This is a genomic window from Oryzomonas sagensis (genome assembly GCF_008802355.1).
GTDB classification, from domain to species: domain Bacteria; phylum Desulfobacterota; class Desulfuromonadia; order Geobacterales; family Pseudopelobacteraceae; genus Oryzomonas; species Oryzomonas sagensis.
Genome location: NZ_VZRA01000001.1, coordinates 335,332 through 353,075, shown reverse-complemented (window position 1 = coordinate 353,075; position 17,744 = coordinate 335,332). Strand labels below are relative to the sequence as shown.

Annotated in this window: 18 protein-coding genes and 1 pseudogene; 13 read left to right on the top strand and 6 right to left on the bottom strand. The window is 63.5% G+C overall.

The genetic code is table 11. The annotated features are described in order from the left end of the window. Window positions 1–62 precede the first annotated feature (62 nt). Window positions 63–1,496 carry a hypothetical protein gene (locus tag F6V30_RS01635; protein WP_151154780.1) on the bottom strand — a complete coding sequence of 478 codons (1,434 nt, stop codon included), beginning with the start codon at window positions 1,494–1,496 and terminating at the stop codon, window positions 63–65. A gap of 161 nt (window positions 1,497–1,657) precedes the next feature. On the opposite strand from F6V30_RS01635, the gene F6V30_RS01630 reads away from it, so the two are divergent. The 7 genes and pseudogenes from F6V30_RS01630 (at window position 1,658) to F6V30_RS01600 (ending at window position 8,234) form a co-directional block, all read left to right on the top strand. Continuing rightward, on the top strand, window positions 1,658–3,061 hold the full coding sequence (locus F6V30_RS01630) for an FAD-binding oxidoreductase (RefSeq protein WP_151154779.1): 1,404 nt from the start codon (window positions 1,658–1,660) through the stop codon (window positions 3,059–3,061). Next, window positions 3,048–3,332, top strand: coding sequence for a hypothetical protein (locus F6V30_RS01625; RefSeq protein ID WP_151154778.1), 285 nt, complete (start codon window positions 3,048–3,050; stop codon window positions 3,330–3,332). Before F6V30_RS01630 ends, F6V30_RS01625 begins: the two co-directional genes overlap by 14 nt. A gap of 5 nt (window positions 3,333–3,337) precedes the next feature. Then, window positions 3,338–3,916, top strand: coding sequence for a Maf family nucleotide pyrophosphatase (locus tag F6V30_RS01620; RefSeq protein ID WP_151154777.1), 579 nt, complete (start codon window positions 3,338–3,340; stop codon window positions 3,914–3,916). Between the two features lie 205 nt (window positions 3,917–4,121). Then, the gene (locus tag F6V30_RS01615) at window positions 4,122–4,805 is read left to right on the top strand and encodes a YggS family pyridoxal phosphate-dependent enzyme (RefSeq protein ID WP_151154776.1); all 684 of its coding nucleotides are present in this window, start codon (window positions 4,122–4,124) and stop codon (window positions 4,803–4,805) included. Next, window positions 4,805–6,580: pseudogene (locus tag F6V30_RS01610) on the top strand (CHASE2 domain-containing protein); the annotation flags it as partial. The gene F6V30_RS01615 and the pseudogene F6V30_RS01610, both read left to right, overlap by 1 nt. Before the next feature lie 320 nt (window positions 6,581–6,900). Then, complete coding sequence (locus F6V30_RS01605) at window positions 6,901–7,362, top strand: SH3 domain-containing protein (RefSeq protein ID WP_151154774.1); 462 nt, start codon at window positions 6,901–6,903, stop codon at window positions 7,360–7,362. Further along, the gene (locus tag F6V30_RS01600; protein WP_246163125.1) at window positions 7,359–8,234 is read left to right on the top strand and encodes a M48 family metalloprotease; all 876 of its coding nucleotides are present in this window, start codon (window positions 7,359–7,361) and stop codon (window positions 8,232–8,234) included. The genes F6V30_RS01605 and F6V30_RS01600 overlap by 4 nt, the downstream gene beginning before the upstream one ends. Before the next feature lie 85 nt (window positions 8,235–8,319). Here F6V30_RS01600 and mqnB read toward each other — a convergent pair whose 3' ends face one another. From mqnB to folE2, 4 genes are read right to left on the bottom strand one after another with little or no spacing between them, the layout of a single operon-like run. Then, window positions 8,320–9,084 (bottom strand): futalosine hydrolase, encoded by a 765-nt coding sequence (mqnB, locus tag F6V30_RS01595; RefSeq protein WP_151154773.1) that lies wholly within the window; start codon window positions 9,082–9,084, stop codon window positions 8,320–8,322. Between the two features lie 37 nt (window positions 9,085–9,121). Further along, complete coding sequence (locus F6V30_RS01590) at window positions 9,122–11,788, bottom strand: PAS domain-containing hybrid sensor histidine kinase/response regulator (protein WP_151154772.1); 2,667 nt, start codon at window positions 11,786–11,788, stop codon at window positions 9,122–9,124. Next, on the bottom strand, window positions 11,773–12,456 hold the full coding sequence (locus tag F6V30_RS01585; protein WP_151154771.1) for a TIGR04282 family arsenosugar biosynthesis glycosyltransferase: 684 nt from the start codon (window positions 12,454–12,456) through the stop codon (window positions 11,773–11,775). The genes F6V30_RS01590 and F6V30_RS01585 overlap by 16 nt, the downstream gene beginning before the upstream one ends. After that, a complete protein-coding gene (folE2, locus tag F6V30_RS01580) occupies window positions 12,453–13,226 on the bottom strand; it encodes a GTP cyclohydrolase FolE2 (protein WP_151156377.1) in 774 nt (257 codons plus the stop codon). Before folE2 ends, F6V30_RS01585 begins: the two co-directional genes overlap by 4 nt. Before the next feature lie 96 nt (window positions 13,227–13,322). On the opposite strand from folE2, the gene F6V30_RS01575 reads away from it, so the two are divergent. Next, window positions 13,323–13,598, top strand: a complete 276-nt coding sequence (locus F6V30_RS01575) for an acylphosphatase (protein ID WP_151154770.1) — start codon at window positions 13,323–13,325, stop codon at window positions 13,596–13,598. Here F6V30_RS01575 and yihA read toward each other — a convergent pair. Continuing rightward, window positions 13,588–14,187, bottom strand: coding sequence for a ribosome biogenesis GTP-binding protein YihA/YsxC (gene yihA / locus F6V30_RS01570; protein ID WP_151154769.1), 600 nt, complete (start codon window positions 14,185–14,187; stop codon window positions 13,588–13,590). The two genes, F6V30_RS01575 and yihA, sit on opposite strands and share 11 nt — an antisense overlap. A gap of 301 nt (window positions 14,188–14,488) precedes the next feature. On the opposite strand from yihA, the gene nuoH reads away from it, so the two are divergent. From nuoH to nuoK, 5 genes are all read left to right on the top strand, one after another. Beyond that, window positions 14,489–15,502, top strand: coding sequence for an NADH-quinone oxidoreductase subunit NuoH (gene nuoH, locus F6V30_RS01565; protein WP_151154768.1), 1,014 nt, complete (start codon window positions 14,489–14,491; stop codon window positions 15,500–15,502). Between the two features lie 52 nt (window positions 15,503–15,554). Further along, a complete protein-coding gene (locus tag F6V30_RS01560) occupies window positions 15,555–15,977 on the top strand; it encodes an ankyrin repeat domain-containing protein (protein ID WP_151154767.1) in 423 nt (140 codons plus the stop codon). Window positions 15,978–16,185: 208 nt separating this feature from the next. Continuing rightward, the gene (gene nuoI, locus F6V30_RS01555; protein WP_151154766.1) at window positions 16,186–16,716 is read left to right on the top strand and encodes an NADH-quinone oxidoreductase subunit NuoI; all 531 of its coding nucleotides are present in this window, start codon (window positions 16,186–16,188) and stop codon (window positions 16,714–16,716) included. Window positions 16,717–16,875: 159 nt separating this feature from the next. Continuing rightward, window positions 16,876–17,427: an NADH-quinone oxidoreductase subunit J family protein gene (locus F6V30_RS01550; protein WP_151154765.1), complete on the top strand. Its 552-nt coding sequence runs from the start codon at window positions 16,876–16,878 to the stop codon at window positions 17,425–17,427. Next, window positions 17,424–17,732 (top strand): NADH-quinone oxidoreductase subunit NuoK, encoded by a 309-nt coding sequence (gene nuoK / locus F6V30_RS01545; protein ID WP_151154764.1) that lies wholly within the window; start codon window positions 17,424–17,426, stop codon window positions 17,730–17,732. The genes F6V30_RS01550 and nuoK overlap by 4 nt, the downstream gene beginning before the upstream one ends. Window positions 17,733–17,744: the final 12 nt, after the last annotated feature.

The window sequence follows — 17,744 nt, the reverse complement described above, 5'->3', positions numbered from 1 at the left end:
CGGCTCCCTTGCCGGCGGCGGTTTTTTTGATCCCAGCCCAATGTACTAATCCAGACCTTATACTACTGCCACGTCATGACGAAGGCGCGCAAGCGGCCCCCGCGCTCGTCCCGGTAATAGACCACCTTGAGATTGTCGGCTATGCGGCCGCGCTGGATCTCGTAGCCATCCTTTTTCTCGGTCGCTTCGAGGACAAAGGCCGGTTTCTTAACCACCTGGTGGAGCACCCCCCTCATGAACGATTCGGGGACCCCCTGCCCACCCCGGTCGATCACCTGAATGGCCTTGATGGTCTCCTTTTCCCGGAACACCTTGAACTCGGTAACCTGTCCTTTGTAGCGTTCCCAGCCCGGATTGGCGGCACCGTAGCTCTTGTCCGCGCCGTAGCGGGGGATGAAGTCCGGCAACTTGCTGGGGCGCACACCCGCCCGGGACGGGGTGGGCTGCTCCTTGGAACCGCGGTTCCCGGCGATGTCGGACAGGATGGCCTTGTCGCTCAATTGAGGCGTGGCCCCGCCATCCGCCGTGGGGGGCGCGGCGGCAACCCGGGGGACGGGAGCGGCGGCCGGCTTCTGTACGGCGGCAACCGGGGGCTGTGCAGGGACGGCCGGTTGGGGGGCCGGCTTCGCCTGCTGCAGCGGCGGTTCGGTGATGATCGCGACCGGCTTCCGCCCCTCCGGCTTGCGGTTCTGGATCACCGTGACGACCACGGCGGCAATCAGCACCGGAGCCAGCCAGAGCAGGAAGGAGGAGCGCTTGGAGAGCGTCTTTTTCGGTTCGATGGTCTCCAGCTGTTCCACATCCCACCCGGAGAAATGCTGCCGCACCGGTTCCGCAGGCGGCTCCTGTTCCTGCATGCTCTCCACGGCGCTGTCGAAGGAACTGGTAAACTCCGAGTAGACCGTGACCCGTGAACGGGGGGCATAGGTGATGCCCTGATCCTCCAGGGACGGTTCAGGTGGGGCGGTCGGGGGGACGGTGAGGGCCAGGATGTCCCGGGTGACCGGCGCAACGGTCGCTTCCCGTTCCGGTTCCGCGGCTGCCGGTTCCGGGGGGGGCGCCGGTCGTGCCGCGGTCGTGGTCGAAACCATGTCCTCCACCGCCAGGGCGGCTTCCAGGCCGCTTTGGCCTTTCCGGGCGGGGGTGGCGACCATGTTTCGGATAGCGTCCAACAGCGCCTTTTCGCCCAGCGAGGTATCGATATGCCCCTGGTAGAGCTTGATGGTTTCGGCGCTGACCTGGGTGGGGGTGCCGAGCAGCACGAAGCGGCTGCGCTTCCTGCCGAGCTGTTTTTTGAGGTGCATCAGCAGGATGTCGGCGGAAAGCCCGGAGAGATGGGTCTGGACAAAGACCATGGCCGGTTTCCTGGCGATCAGCTCCTCGACCCCTTTTTCAAGGCTGGATGCCGTACGCAGCGTGATGCCCTTGTCGTCCGCGAGTCGGTTGAAGACCTTTCTGAGGCGCGGTACATCGGTTATCAGCAGCAGGTCGGTCACGTAGGTTTCCTCCAATAACGGTAAATGGAATCCATTCTACGGCATGAACTATGCGTAATCAACATGATTGTTGGCCGCAGCGCCGCAAATGTGCCTTGCGCCGGACCGGGGTAATCATGTATCGTAGAGCCCGGATGGAAACCAATTCGAAAGGTATGCCGATGCTCGATTCACGGATTCTCGGCGAACTCGCCGCCATAGTCGGGACGGACAACGTCCTGACCGAAAAACAGGATATGCTCTGCTACTCCTACGATGCCACCCAGATGGAGTTTCTTCCTTCCGCCGTTGTCCACCCGGCGAACGCCCAGGAGGTGTCCGCCGTGCTCAGACTGGCCAACCGCGAGGGTTTCCCGGTGTTCCCCCGCGGCGCCGGCAGCGGGTTCTCGGGCGGCGCGCTTCCCAAGGCGGGGGGCATCGTGCTGGTCACCACCCGCATGAACCGCATCCTGCGCATCGATACCGAAAACCTGATTGCCGAGGTGGAGCCGGGGGTCGTCACGGAACTGTTCCAGCAGGAGGTGGAAAAGCTGGGTCTGTTCTACCCGCCCGACCCGGCCTCCCTCAAGTTCTCAACCCTGGGGGGGAACGTGGCCGAGAACGCCGGCGGACCCCGGGCCGTGAAGTACGGCTGCACCAAGGATTTCGTCATGGGGCTGGAGGTGGTCCTGCCGAGCGGCGCCATCATCCGCACCGGCGGCGAGACCTACAAGGGGGTGGTGGGCTACGACCTGACCAAGCTCCTGTGCGGCAGCGAGGGGACTCTGGGGATCATCACCCGCATCATCTTCAAGCTCCTCCCCTATCCCGACGCCAAAAAAACGATGCTGACCATCTTCGACTCCATCGACGGGGCGGCCAAGGCGGTCTCGGCCATCATCGGCGGCAAGATCATCCCCACCACCCTGGAGTTCATGGATTACGCCACCCTGCAATGCGTCGAGCGCCGTTTCAATCTGGGCATCCCCCCCGAGGGGCGCGCCGTGCTGCTGATCGAGGTGGACGGGGACCGTGATCTGATCGAGAAACAGGCCGGGCAGATCCACGCGATCATCAAGCCGCTGGGGCTGGTCCAGTTCCGCGCCGCCGCGAACGCCGCCGAATCGGAGCAGCTCTGGAAGGTGCGCCGCCTGGTGTCCCCGTCCCTGCGGGACATCAATCCCGACAAGACCAACGAGGACATCGTGGTGCCCCGCAGCAAGGTCCCGGATGTGATCAGGCGGATCGAGGCCATCCAGCGGAAGTACGACGTGCCGATCGTCAATTTCGGCCATGCCGGGGACGGCAACATCCACGTCAACGTGATGATCGACAAGCAGATCCCCGGCATGCCGGAGCGGGCCGAGGGGGCGGTGAAGGAAATCTTCCAGGCCGCCCTGGATCTGGGGGGAACCATGTCGGGCGAGCACGGCGTGGGGCTTTCCAAGGCCCCTTATATCGAGTTGGAGCTGTCCCCGGACCAGATCGGGGCCATGAAGGCCGTCAAGCACGCCCTCGATCCGAACAATATCCTGAATCCGGGCAAGATGTTTCCCGGGGGGGAGGGGACGCATGCCGCAGGATAGCGGTAAGGGACGCCAGGAGGTCTCGCTCGTCGGGCGGATCCTGTCGCTGGAGACCATGCTGCTCCTCATGGGGGTGGCATCGCTCGTCTACGGCATCGTCAACGGCGTGGAGACCAGCATCCTCTGGGGGGTCGTCATCATCCCCGGCGTTTTCATCCTGATGAAGGTCCGCAAGAAGGATTGGCAAAAACATTGGCAGGATCTGGAGGCGGAGCAGAAGGCCCGTGGCGGTCAGAAAAATCCTCCTGCAGACCCGCCTCGGGAGAAGTGATCGATATGAAACATGGAGCAATCGTTCTGGCCTCTGCCTCGCCGCGCCGCACCGAGCTGATGGCCCTGGCAGGCATCGAATTCACGGTGGTTGCGGCGGATATCTGCGAGGATGCGCTGCCCGGCGAGAAACCGTCCGCGCATGTCATCCGCCTGTCGCGGGAGAAGGCCGACGCCGTGGCGCACAAGACTGCCGGACGTTTTTTCATCGGTGCCGACACCGTGGTGGTCCTGGACGACACCATCATGGGGAAGCCCGTCGACGATGCCGATGCCTTCCGCATGCTGACCGCCCTGTCCGGCAGGAACCACGAGGTGATTACCGGCTTTACGGTCTTCGACGCGGTGAGCGGCATCCATCTCAGCCGGAGCGTGCATACCGACGTGACCTTCCGCACCGTCGGCGAAAAAGAGATCCGGGACTACATCGCCAGCGGCTGTCCCAGGGACAAGGCCGGGGCCTACGCCATCCAGGGGGGGGCCGTGCATTTCGTCCGCTCCATCAGCGGGTCGTACACCAATGTGGTCGGCCTGCCCATGGCGGAGCTGTACGAGGTGCTGCAGACGGTCGAGGCGCTCCCCTGATCGCATCCCGTCTTCGGGGCATCTTTCCCTGTCCCTCAATCGTAAAATCCTCGACGTAGCCGGGCTACGCCTGCGGTTTTACTCAATCAGGCCAGGAAAATCTCCCCCAAAGCCGGGCGCGATACTTGAACAAAATTATTTACGAACAAGTTCTTACTATCTTTGATTCCGGTGGTGGCAATCCGCCCGGAACAGGAAGAATCCCATGTCCATTGCAGAACGCCTCAATCAGATACGGTCGCGGATCACGGATGCGGCCGTCAAGGCCGGCCGTGACCCGCAGGCGGTGCGCCTGGTGGCGGTCTCCAAGACCCGCCCCCCGGAGGACCTGCTGGCCGCTTACCGGGCCGGGCAGGTCGTCTTCGGCGAGAACTACGTCCAGGAACTGACCGCCAAGACGGCCGCGATAACGGAACCGCTGGAATGGCACTTCATCGGCCATCTCCAGAGCAACAAGGTCAAATACCTGGCCGGGCTGGTGACGCTGGTCCACTCGGTCGACCGCCTCTCCCTGGCCGAGGAGATCAGCCGCCAGTGGGGCCGGTTGGGGCGGTGCTGCGACGTGCTGGTGCAGGTGAACATCGCCGGCGAGGCCACGAAGTCGGGAACGACCGAGGCCGGGGCGCTCCACCTGGTGCGTGCCATCGCCCAACTGCCCAACGTCAGGGTGCGGGGCTTGATGACCATGCCCCCCCTCTTCGACGACCCCGAAGGGGCCCGCCCCTATTTCGCGGAGCTGAAGCGCTTGTCGGAACTGATCGCCGCCGCAGCCGTTCCGGGGGTGGAGATGGCGGAGCTTTCCATGGGCATGTCCGGCGACTTCGAGGCCGCCATCCAGGAAGGGGCGACCCTGGTGCGGGTCGGCACCGCCATCTTCGGTAAACGCTGATGCCCGCCCCGGCGCCCCGAACCGTTTCGGCGAAATCCCTGCGGATCGTCCTTCTTGCGTTGGCGTCGCTCCTCCTCGCCAGCCTTACCCTTACCCCGCTTTTTTCCTCCTTTGAACTGAAATCCTACGACCTGTTGTCGCGCCTGCTCAACCCCGAGCGGGGAGGCTCCGATATCGTCATCGTCCAGGTGGACCAGCCGAGCCTGGACGCCCTGGCCGCCGAGGGGGTCACTTGGCCCTGGCCGCGCCAGGTCTACGCCCCGGTCTTCGAACGGCTCGCCCAGGCCGATGCGGTCTTCGTGGATATCCTGTTCACCGAGCCCTCCTCCTACGGCGAGGAGGACGACCAACTCCTGGCTGCCGCCGTGGCCAGGGCCGGCAACGTCGTCCTCCCGGTCTTCGCCACCGCCAACCAGCGGGAAAACGACGCTGCGGGACAGGCGTTCCTCGATCGCATGACCGTCAAAGGGGTGCCGGCCCCGTCCCCGTCCCTGCCGTCGGCCATCACCCCCATCGCACCCCTGGCCCGTGGCGCCCACGGCGGCGGCAACGTCATGATCAAGCCGGACCGGGACGGCGTCTACCGCCGCCTGCCGCTCCTGTTCCAGGCAGCCGGCCGCACCCTGCCGCATTTCGTGCTGGGGCATCTCCTGGAGCGCCGGGTGGTCTCCGTGCGCGAGGGCCGGCTGGTGCGCGGCACCGCACCGCTCCCCCTGGACGGCGGCGCCCTGCTGCCCCGTTTCCCCCGCGGCGCGCAGCCGTACCAGATCGTATCGATCCGGGAGCTGATCCGCGACGATGGCCGGAGCGCCTATCCGGCCTCATGGTTCAAGGGGAAAAAGGTCTTTCTCGGGCTGACCGCCGCCGGCCTCTATGACTTGAAGCCCACGGCCGTATCGGCGGTGACCTCCGGTGTGCAGGTCCACGCCGCCACCCTGGATGCCCTGCTGCACGGCACGTTTCTCCAACGGGTGCCGGACGCCCTCGCCATCGTCTTCATGGCCGCCATCGCCGCGGCGGCCTGCGCCTTCATCCTGACCCACACCTCCATCGCCGCGAACCTGGCACTCTTGGCCGGCCTGCTGCTGGCCTCCCTGGGGGTGCCGGCGCTCCTGTTCAGCCAGGGGGTCTACCTGCCGCTCATTCCTCCCCTGGCCGCCCTGGCGGTCGCCTTTGCCGCCGCCTCCACCTACAGCTATGCCACGGAAGGGCGGGAGCGCCGCTTCGTGCGGCGCGCCTTCTCCCAGTACATGGACGAGACCGTCGTGGCCCACCTGCTGAAGCATCCCGACCTGATCAAGCCGGGGGGGCAGCGCCGGCGGGTGACGGTCTTTTTTGCCGATATCGCCGGTTTTACCACCATTGCCGAACAGTTTCCGCCGGAGGAGACGGCCCTCATGCTGCACGACGTGCTGAACGCGGTGAGCGAAGAGGTCATCGGCCACCAGGGGGTGATCGACAAGTATATCGGCGACTGCGTGATGGCTTTCTGGGGCGCGCCCCTGGCCCGGCCGGATGCGGGACGTAACGCCTGCCGCGCGGCCCTGGCCGCCCTGACCGCCCTGGAACGGGTCAACGCCGCATTCAAAACCCGCGGCCTGGGGACGATCTCCCTGCGCATCGGGCTCCATACGGGCGACGCCATTGTGGGCAACCTGGGGAGCGACCGCCTCTTCGACTACACCGTGGTGGGGGATACGGTCAACCTTGCCTCCCGGCTGGAGTCGGCCAACAAGTTCTTTGCCACGCGCATCATGGTCAGCGACGCGACCCTGGTGGAGGCCGGGGATGGCTTCCTGGCGCGGGAACTGGGGCTGATCGCCGTCAAGGGGAAGGCGTTGCCGGTGCGCATCCATGAGCTGCTGGCGGAACGGGACGGCGCCCCGCCGGAGTTGGCGGCATGGGTGGCATTGTACGGCCGGGCGGTTGACGCCTTTCACCATCGGGAGTGGCAAGCCGCCGCGGCGCAGTTCGAAGAAGCCCTTGCCCAACGGCCCCAGGACGGCCCGGCCCTCTTTTATCTGGACTGGTGCCGGCGCTGCCTTGAAACTCCCCCATTGACTGATGACTGGAATGTGATACATCTGAAAGAGAAATGAGACCATTAACCCGTTACATACTGCTGATCTGCCTGCTCTGGACCGTGGATGCCGCCGCCGAGACGGTGAGCGTGGTCACCCGGGACAACGCCATCCGTTCCGAGAGCCGTTTCTTCGCCCCGGTCAGGGCCAAGGTGCGCTACGGCGACCGCCTGACCGTCATCGGCCGCAAAGGGGATTGGTACCAGGTGAGCGCCAAGGGGGTGAACGGCTGGGTCCACAAGAGCGCCGTGGAGTCCCGTTCCTACTCGGCATCCGGCCGGGGGCGCTCCGCGGGCGGGGTGTCCGCCGACGAGGTCTCCCTGGCCGGCAAGGGGTTCAATCCCCAGGTCGAGGCGGGGTATCGCAACGCCAACAAAAACCTGAACTACGGGACGGTGGACGAGATCGAACGTCTCGCCGTGGGCGAGAAGAGTCTGGAGACGTTCATCCAGCAGGGAGGTCTGATCCAGCCATGATGTTCCCGTCGCCATCAGCCGCCCGCCGTATGATCTGCCTCCTGCTGGCCGGCCTCTCCCTGGCCGGCTGCCGGCTGGAGGATCTCACCCCCCAGCAGATCGGCATGATCGCCTCGTCGGTGCAGACCATCGGCAAGGCGGCGCGCCCCGTCTCCGACGAAGAGGAATACTACATCGGCCGGGCCGTGGCGGCCCAACTCACCGCCACCTACCCCCTCTACCGCAACAAGCGCCTCACCGAGTACCTGAACCTGGTGGGGCAGACGCTGGCGCTCCACACCGAACAACCGACAACCTTCGGCGGCTACCATTTTGCCGTTCTGGACACCCCGGAGATCAACGCCTTCGCCTGTCCCGGCGGCACCGTCCTGATCACCCGGGGGATGATCGCCTCGGTGAAGAACGAGGATGAACTGGCCGCCGTACTGGCCCACGAATTGGGTCATGTCATCCATCGCGACGGCATTGCGGCCATCCAGTCCTCCCGCTGGAGCCAGGCGCTGCTGATCATCGGCAGCCAGGCGGCCCGGGAGTTCAGTTCCAAGGATACCGCGCAACTGGTCTCCCTGTTCCAGGGCTCCATCGACGATGTGGTCAAGACCCTCGTGGTGAACGGCTACGGCCGGGATCAGGAGAAAAAGGCCGACTTGGCCGCCCTCGGGTATCTTGCCGCCGCCGGTTACGACCCCCAGGGGCTGGTGGGGTATCTGGATCGGCTTCAGGAGGCGGGCAGAGGGTCGAAGGGGGGCATCCTGGCCACTCATCCCGGAACCGATGAGCGCCTCGAAAATGTGCGCGAGGCGGGCGCCGTGTCCGTTGACCGTTCCGGTTTTCCCCGGCGCAGTAAACGTTTTGCGGACATGGTCCCCTGACGGCCGCATAAACACACCACAACAAACAAAGGCCCTTGGGAGTATCCCCCAGGGCCTTTGTTGTGTACGTGAGCCGGCTTTTGTCTTACCGTTCGGGCGCCACCTGCATAAAAGCGCTCAACTCCGGCCGGTCCAGGTCTTCCAGGTATTTGAGCACGAAGCGTTGTGCCGATTCCGCAGCCCGCGGGATATCCCAGGCGCTCATATCCCGATCGACCACCGGATTGCTGATGCCGCGGATCTCCAGGCAGTCCACGCCCGACCGCAGGCATATCTGGGCCACGGCCGCCCCCTCCATGCTTTCGGCAATGGCGTTGAAGTGCCGCGCCAAGGTCTCGCCGCGCTGACGCGTCCCGCTACAGGTGGAAACGGTCACGAACCGTCCCCGCATCAGGAATACTCCGTAATAATCGGCAAGCTGCATGGCCTTTTCGGCGGCGTGTTTGGACAGGGGGATTTCATTGTGATAGGCCCGCTTGCCCTGCATGAAGGATGGTAACTCCATGAAGCGCAGATCCCTCCACCCGCCGGTCGTCAGGACCCCCTCATCCCCCAGAATTTCGTTGCTGGCAACGGCGAGGTGGCCGATGGAAAGCCCGCTCCCGGGATAGGCGCCCGCGCAGCCGGTATTGATCACCAGGCGCGGCCGGCAGCGTTCGATCAGGGTAGCCGTGGCGGCAGCGGCGTTGATCTTGCCGACGCCACCCGCGCAGAGTAGTACGGGGAGCGTACCGATGGTCCCCTCGGCATACTCGAAAGCGGTTGCCGTCCGTCGGACTGTGTTGGTCAGGGCGTGTTCCAGCAGGGTCATTTCCTGCGGCACTGCCGTCATGATGAGAATCGGTTGCATATCTGGGGGAATAGCCTTTCTCTGTTTGTTTGCTGGTCTATCGGTTTTCAAGCCATTTGCTCAGGACCGTTTCCAGGTCCTGGACCAGCACCGGTTTCGAGAGGTAATCGTTCATGCCCGCTTCGATGCACTTATCCCGTTCGCCGGCCATGGCGTTGGCCGTCAGGGCGATCACCGGCGTTGCATGATCGAGGACGCGGGAGGCGGGGTCGCGGATGACGGCGGTGGCGTCGTAGCCGTTCATTTCCGGCATCTGGCAGTCCATCAGCACCAGGTCGTAGGAGGTGCTTTCCAGGGCCTTGATCGCGTCGCGGCCGTTGGCCACGGCGTCGGTCTCGTAGCCCAGCTTGTTGAGCATCATCCTGATCACCCGCCGGTTGGTCGTATGGTCCTCGGCCAGCAGGATGCGGGCGCGTTGGGGGGCGTCGGCGTCACGGCTGAAGAATATGGTCCGGTTTTCGCCTTCCTGATTCTTCATTGGCTTCTGCTCCTGTTTCTCGAACGGCAGGACGATGCGGAAGGTCGAACCCGAGCCCACGGCGCTTACCACGTTGATGGAGCCGCCCATGAGTTCGGCCAGTTGGTTGCTGATGGCCAGCCCCAGTCCCGTGCCGCTGTATTTGCGCGTGCTTGAGCCGTCGACCTGGACGAAGGGGGTGAAGATGCGGCTCAGGTACTCCTGGGGGATACCGATGCCGGTATCGGTTACGGCAAACTGGAGCGTCACCTCTCCCCCCTCCTCCGCCTCGCGGGATACGTGGACCGCCACACCACCCTGCCGGGTGAATTTGATGCCGTTGCCCACGATGTTCCTGATGATCTGGGCCAAACGGCCCGGATCGCCCTTGAGGTGCAGCGGCACATCCGGTTCCACCCCCCAGTCCAACTGCAGCCTCTTTTCCGCGGCCTGCAGTGACAGTATCTGCATGGTGTCCTTGAGGACGGTCTGGAGATTGAAGTCGCGTTTTTCAAACAGGAGTTTTCCTGCCTCGATGCGGGCGAAGTCGAGAAGTTCATCGATGAGGTCCAGCAGATCCTTGCTGCTTTTGAGGGCGATCCCGGCGTATTCGAGCTGCTCGGGGGTCAGATCCGTATCCATCAGAAGCCCGCTCATGCCGATGATACCGTTCAAGGGTGTGCGGAGCTCGTGGCTCATGTTGGCCAGAAACTGGCTCTTGGCGGCATTGGCCGCATCGGCTGCGTCCTTGGCCGAAATCAGGGCCTGTTCCGTCTGTTTCCGTTCGGTAATGTCCTGGAAAAACCCGATGTAGCGGTCGTGGCCGAGCTTGACGGCCTGGAGGGAGACCCAGAGCAAGCCCCCGTCTTTCCGCACCAGGAGCGACTCCCGGCTGGCAGAACCCACTTCCTTCAGCCGTTCGAAATTTTGCCGTCCCGTTTCCCGGTATTCGGGGGGCAGCACATCCGCGATTGACATGTCGAGCAGTTCGGTTTCGGCATACCCCAGCATCGCGGCCCCGGTGCGGTTCGTCTCGACGTACCGCCCCAAATGGTCGACAACGAATGCGCCGATGGGCGCAAACTCGATATACGAACGGAATTTGGCCTCGCTTTCCCGCAGGGAGTCAATCATTTTTCGCCGTTCGGTGATATCGAACATCTGCCCTCGCAGGATCGGCGGCTGGCCATCCTCGGCAATCACCGAGACGGCATTGCGCAGCCACAGGGTGCCGCCGCCGGCATCGATCATACGGAATTCGAACTGTCGTGATGCGCCATCACGCCCCATTGCGCGGCAGATATCCAGCACCCAGCCGCGATCCTCCGGGTGGATGCGGTCATGGCAGAAGTCCGGATCGGACAGCCAGACCGACACCGGGTATCCCAGAATCCGCTCGGCCTGGGCGCTGACAAACGTGAAACGAAGCGTATCCGCAGCCGCCTCCCAGACGATCCCCTCGATCGTATCAACCAGTTTCTGGTGGCGTTCCCGGGAGCGGAGCGCCTCCCGTTCCGCTGTCAGGTGATGTTCCCACAATTCGCGGCCGTAGATATAGCCGAAGACCGGGATGGCGAACATGTGCAGACCGTGGCGGATCGGCCCGAGAACGGTGATGGCGCTTGCGGATGCGATGCCGTATGCCAGGCCCAGGGCGTCATCCAGAAAAAAACAGCCGAAGGCGATCAGGAGCGCCGTTCGGCGCCATCCCGAGACACGCCACAGGAAGACGAGGGCGGCAGCCAGCACCAGGGCCCCGGCGAGGTGGAAGGTCACGCCATATCCGCTGGCATGGAAGTTCGCCTCCGGAAGGCTGCTGCTGAAGGAGGCCCAGCCCCGGAAGGTTGCCAGATAGGCGGCGAGCAGACAGGCCACTCCTCCTTTGAGGTAGCGCCCGGCCAAGCGGGCGTCGAGCAGGCTGTCCAGATAGGCGGAGGCGATCCATACCAGGGAAACACCGGTCAAAAGCTGTTCCACCGGTTCGGTGAACGGCTGCATGAGCGCGTTTGGAATCGTCTTGCTGAAGGAGAGGAACAGGACGGCGAACATGAAGAGTTCCCGCACCAGACCGAGGGCGAAGCCGATCAGCAGCAGCCTGTTGCGCTGCGGGTCGTGGCGGCGCTGGCGCATGGCCGCCCAGATGAGCAGGACCCAGAACAGGGCCGCCGTGCCGAGGCGAACGAAATGATCGGGGGCAAAGTCCCCGCCGGTAAACTCGACCAGTATTGCCATCAGATAGTCGGACATAAGGTCGCACTTCCTTTCAGGCGTCGCGCCACGGCCAGGGTCCGGGGCGCAGTATCCCGCGTGGGCCGCTCCAGAAATGCCTCCAGGTCCTCACCTGTGTCGATATCCCGCCACGGCGGCAGGAGGGCGGTCCCGAGCCCGCAGAGCTGGGCCCGTTCCAGGCTGGTGTGCAGAACCTCCGAACTGCTCCAGGCAATCTCCTCGAACAGCCGCTTCTGCAAGCGCCGCAGGCCGAGCAGGTAATAGCCCCCGTCCTCGGCCGGGCCGAAAACCGCCTCGGCTTCCCCCAGCTCCAGGAGGTCAAACGCCCGGAGGATGTACTCCGGGGGGAGGTCGGGCGCATCGCTGCCGATGATGCAGCATGTTTCGCAACCGCTCGCCAGGGCCGTTTCAAAGGCGTTGGCCATGCGTTCGCCCAAGTCTCCCCCCTGCTGTTCGAACATCGCCGCCTGGGGCAGGGCCGGAACAGAGGGAACGGATCCGTTTTTCGACGCCCAGAAGATCAGCAGGCGGGTATCGTCCAGGGTGACGGCGGCGGCGAGCACATCGGCCAGCATGGCCGCATACAGGTCCGTTGCGCTCCGATGGCTGCCCAGATCCTGGGCCAGCCGGGTTTTTACCGTGCCGACGAGCGGCTCCCGGGCAAAGATGATCAGTCCTCTGGTCATGCCCGGCGGTCGAGCTCCACGGCAGCATAGGCCGAATGGTTGTGGATCGACTCGAAGTTTTCCGCCTCCACCGAGAACCAGGTGATGTTTTCCACGGCTGCCAGCCGGGAATAAGCCTCCCGGACCATGTCCTCCACAAAACGCGGATTGTCGTAGGCCTGCTCGGTGACGTACTTCTCGTCCTCCCGTTTGAGCAGGGAGTAGAGCGGGCTACTGCCGCACTGCTCGATCAACTCCACCAGATCCTCGATCCAGATGAACTCCCGGTAGCGCACCCGCACGGTCATGACGCTGCGCTGGTTGTGGGCGCCGGCGCGGGAAAGCTCCTTGCTGCACGGGCAGAGCGAGGTGAGCGGCACCTTGACCACCAGCACGAAATCCAGGGTATCGGTCATGGACGCCTTGAACTCGCAGCTGTACTCCATAAGGCTTTTGGCGCCCGAGACCGGCGCCTTCTTTTCGATGAAGTAGGGAAACTGGATCTCCACGTGGGCACTGGCGGAGCCGAGCCGGGCCTTCACCTCGTCCAGGATCGGCTCCAGCTTGTCCAGGCCGATATGCTCACGGTGGCGGTTGAGGATCTCCACGAAGCGGCTCATGTGGGTCCCCTTGAAGTGGTGGGGCAGGTCAACGTACATGTTGATCCGCGCCACCGTGTGCTGGAGCGAGTGGTTCTTGTCCATCACCACGATGGGGTAGGAGATGTCCTTGACGCCGACCTTGGCGATGGGTATCCTGCGGTGGTCGGGGCGTTTCTGCATGTCCGGCATGGCCGTCTTGTCCGCTGCCGTTTTGGTTGGTTGTTGCACCATGGGATTGTCCTGTGGATCGGTTGGGATCTGTTCAGTATCCAAGGGGGATACCGTATGAATATCAGGGTTTCCGTCACGGTTTTCGGCCGTGTCCAGGGGGTAGCGTTTCGTCACTACACCAGCCTCCGCGCCGCGGAGCTGGGCGTCAACGGCTGGGTCGGGAATCTGCCGGACGGCTCGGTAGCCGGCGTGTTCGAGGGCGATGAGAGTGGGGTGAACGCCCTGGTCGAATGGTGCCATCAGGGGCCGCCCGCCGCCTGGGTGGAACGGCTCGACCTGCGCCGTGAGACCTGCGTCGGCGAATTCACGGGGTTCTCCATCAGGTCGTGACGCTCTCCAGCCCGGCCAGTTCCGTGATCACCCGCCAGACCATGTCGCGCCCGGCCTTCGACAGGGCAGAGAAGGGGAGCAGCTCCTCCCGCCTGCGGCCGATGGCCGCAGCGATCACTCCCGCCTGACGGGCCTGCTCGTTCTTCGAGAGTTTGTCGCATTTCGTCAACACGATGATCGGCGGGATACCATAGGTCTCCAGCCAGCGCAGCATCTCCAGATCCCCGTCCGCGGGGATGCGGCGGATATCCAGGATCAAGACCACCGCCCGCAGGTTCTCGCGCTTGGCCAGGTAGGTCTCGATCATCGGTTGCCACTGTTTGCGCACCTCGGGCGGCGCCTTGGCGTAGCCATAGCCGGGCAGGTCCACCAGGACCAAGCGGCCGTTAACGTCGAAAAAGTTGATCAACTGGGTTCTGCCGGGAGTGGAACTGGTCCGAACCAGGCTTTTGCGGTTGACCAGCACATTGATCAACGACGACTTGCCCACGTTGGAGCGGCCCACAAAGGCCACCTCGGGCAGGGCCGTCTCCGGGTAGTCCTTCGGTTTTACCGCACTTTTGATGAATTCCGCCTGGTGTACATCCATGTCAACACTCTCCTTGGCGATCATATTATAGTGCGCCGCGTCGTGGCTGTTCAAGCGCTTATTTCTCTGGCGCCGACAATTTGGAATTTATTCGCACCTCCGACCTCCTGTTGACGGAATATCCTTGCCGGGGGGGCAAACGTAACCCCTTGAAGCGCCGGAGTTCTGCCGCAGTTCTTCGTGCAGCGTCCCCCGCGCTGCCATCCGCGCCCTGGAATTAGTCGGTGGCGTTCGACACGTTTTTGTGATATATGAATACCATTCCGTTGGTGTCCTCTTACATGCTCCTGACCAGGTACCGATGACGGCATCCACTGTGGACATAGCGCTGTTTGCGGCAAAGCTGGGGATGATCTTCTTCGTGATCCTTACCCTGGCCGCCTACTTGGTATTCGCCGAACGGAAGGTCCTGGCCTGGATCCAGGATCGCAAGGGACCCAATCGCGTCGGCCCCCTTGGACTTCTCCAACCCCTTGCAGATCTGATCAAGCTCCTCACCAAAGAAGATTTTATCCCAAGAGCCGCCGACAAATGGCTGTTCTACCTTGCCCCGGCCATGGCCGCCATCCCGGCCATTCTGACCTTTGCCGTCATCCCGTTCGGTGCGCCGGTGACCATTGCCGGCCGCCGGGTGCCGATGCTGGTGGCCGATCTGAACGTCGGGCTGCTGTTTTTCCTGGCGCTCTCCTCCATCGCCGTGTACGGCGTTGCCATCGGCGGCTGGGCCTCCAACTCCAAGTACTCCCTGCTGGGGGGCATTCGCGGCCTGGCCCAGCTGATCTCCTACGAACTGTCCATGGGGCTGTCCCTGGTGCCGGTGGTCATGCTGGCCCGTTCCTTCAGCCTGGCGGACATCGTCGCCGCCCAGGCCCCCATCCCGTTCATCGTCTACCAGCCCCTGGCCTTTCTCATCTTTCTGATCAGCATCACGGCGGAGTGCAAACGCATCCCCTTCGACATCCCCGAGGCCGAGGGGGAGTTGGTGGCCGGCTTCCACTCCGAATACTCCGGCATGCGCTTCGGCCTGTTCTTTGTGGGGGAATACATCAACATCATCGTGCTGGGCGGACTGGCGACGACCTTCTTCCTGGGGGGATGGCACGGCCCCTTTCTGGCGCCGGTGATCTGGTTTTCCCTCAAGACCCTGGGGTTTGCCTTCTTCTTCATCTGGATGCGCGGGACCCTGCCCCGTCTGCGCTACGATCAGCTCATGCACCTGGGGTGGAAGGTGCTGACGCCCCTGGCCCTGGCGAATATCCTGGTCACCGGCTGGTGGCTGGCGTTGCGTGGGGACATGATACCTTTATCACGATGAAACTGCGGACATCGCCGTCCGGAACATACATCAACCACGGGAGGAGTCGAACATGGAAAGTGTGAACGCCAAAGACCGTCACGGCCACACCCCTCTGATCAATGCCGCGAAAGAGGGGCAGAAGGACTTTGTTCAAGACCTGCTGCACCGGGGCGCCGACTTGACCGCCAGCAGCGACAAAGGCAAAACGGCCCTCCACTACGCCGCCGCCAACGGCCACACCGAAATCGTCAAGATGCTGGTCGACAAGGGCGCCGACGTTGACGTCCGCGACCATGAGGGGCATACTCCCCTGATGCTGGCCGCCATCTACGGCTGCAACCTGACGGTGCAGGCCCTGCTGGACGGCGGCGCCGATGCGGGACTCAAAACGTCCACCGGCAATACCGCCAGCCGCTATGCGGACAACAACAGCCACCCCCTGGCCTCGGCGCTGCTCAAGAAGGCCGAGCGGGCCAAACACGGTAACGCCTGATACGTTCGAACTCCCGAGCCGAGACGCCCCGCCGGGGCGTCTCGTTTTTTTACAAACTGTTGAAAAACCCAGGTTGTTCAAAAATAGTCAGATCGTCGCACCCGCAGAAAGCCCTGCGGAGGCGTAGCAGCGCTACGCCGCACAAAAGGGCTTTCGAGGACGGCGGCGAGATGGCTGTTTTTCAACAACCTCTTTAGAAGAACGAACCATGCCGATATTCTCCGACATACGGGCCATCCTGGGCGGTTTCCGCATCACCCTGGCGCACATGCTGCGCCGGCCGGTCACCATCCAGTATCCCGAGGAAAAACGCACCCCGTACCCGCGTTACCGGGCGCGGATCGTGCTGACCCGCGACCCGGACGGCGGCGAGCGCTGCGTGGCCTGCTACCTCTGTTCCGCCGCCTGTCCCGTGGACTGCATCTCCATGCAGGCCGCCGAAGGGGCGGATGGCCGCCGCTATGCCGCATGGTTCCGGATCAACTTCTCCCGCTGCATCTTCTGCGGCCTGTGCGCTGAGGCCTGCCCGACCCTGGCCATCCAGATGACCCCCGATTTCGAGATCTGCAAGCGGGACATCATGGACTTGGTTTATGAAAAAGAGGACCTGCTGATCGATGGCTGCGGCAAGGACGATTCCTACAACTTCTACCGCCATGCCGGTATCGCCGTGACCCAGCCCCGGGGCGAGGGGGTGGAGGAAAATCCGCCGGTGGATGCCAGGTCGTTGATGCCGTAACGGCGGAAATCGAATCTGCCACGGAGACACAGAGACACAGAGGAAACAAAAAAACAGAGAGAAAGGCGGAACGCTTTTTTTCGGGTATAGTTGTCTCTTGCTGTTGAATTCCCCTGTCTCTCTGCGCCTCTGCGTCTCCGCGGCAAAATGAATTGAACTATGGAACAGATCATCTTCTACATACTGGCAGGCGTGGCCGTTATCGGCACGATCCTGGCCATTACCGAGAAACACCCGGTGCATGCCATCCTGTACCTGGTCACCTCCCTGTTCTCCATCGCGGTGATCTTTTACCTGCTGATGGCGCCGCTGGTGGCGGCCTTCGAGGTGATCCTCTACGCCGGGGCCATCATGGTGCTGTTCCTGTTCGTGATCATGATGCTCGACCTGGGGCACCCGGAAAAAGGGGTCGCACCCCGGTGGCGCCAGTGGCTGTCGGCCCTGGTGCTGGCCGGGGCGAGCATCGCCTCCCTGGCGGTCGTCATCGTCTCCCGCCGTGGTTCCGCAGCACCGGCCCCGGCCCTGCCGATCCGCGAGGTGGCCCGGCGCCTGTTTGAGGATCACGGTCTGGCGGTGGAACTGGTTTCGTTACAGCTTCTGTTTGCTTTAGTGGGGGCTTTGTATTTGGGGCGGCAAGATTCCCCCTCACCCGGCCTTCGGCCACCCTCTCCCCCGGGGAGAGGGGGTGGAGATGAGGGGAATCCGTCATGATCGTCCCGCTGGAACATATCCTCATTTTGGCCGGTCTGCTCTTCTTCCTGGGCATGGGGGGGCTTCTGGCCTGGCGCGCCAACCTGATCATGATGCTGGTCTGCATCGAGGTCATGCTGAACGCCGTCATGCTGGTCTTCGTGGCGGGCTCGGCCCGTTGGGGCACTGCGGATGGCCAACTGTTCGCCATCTTCATCATGGCCCTCACCTCGGCCGAGGTCTCCCTGGCCCTGGCCATGGTGGTCTACCTGCACCGGCGGCGCAAGACCGTGGATACGGACCTGTTCAGCGAGATGAAAGGGTAAACGAAAGAACCG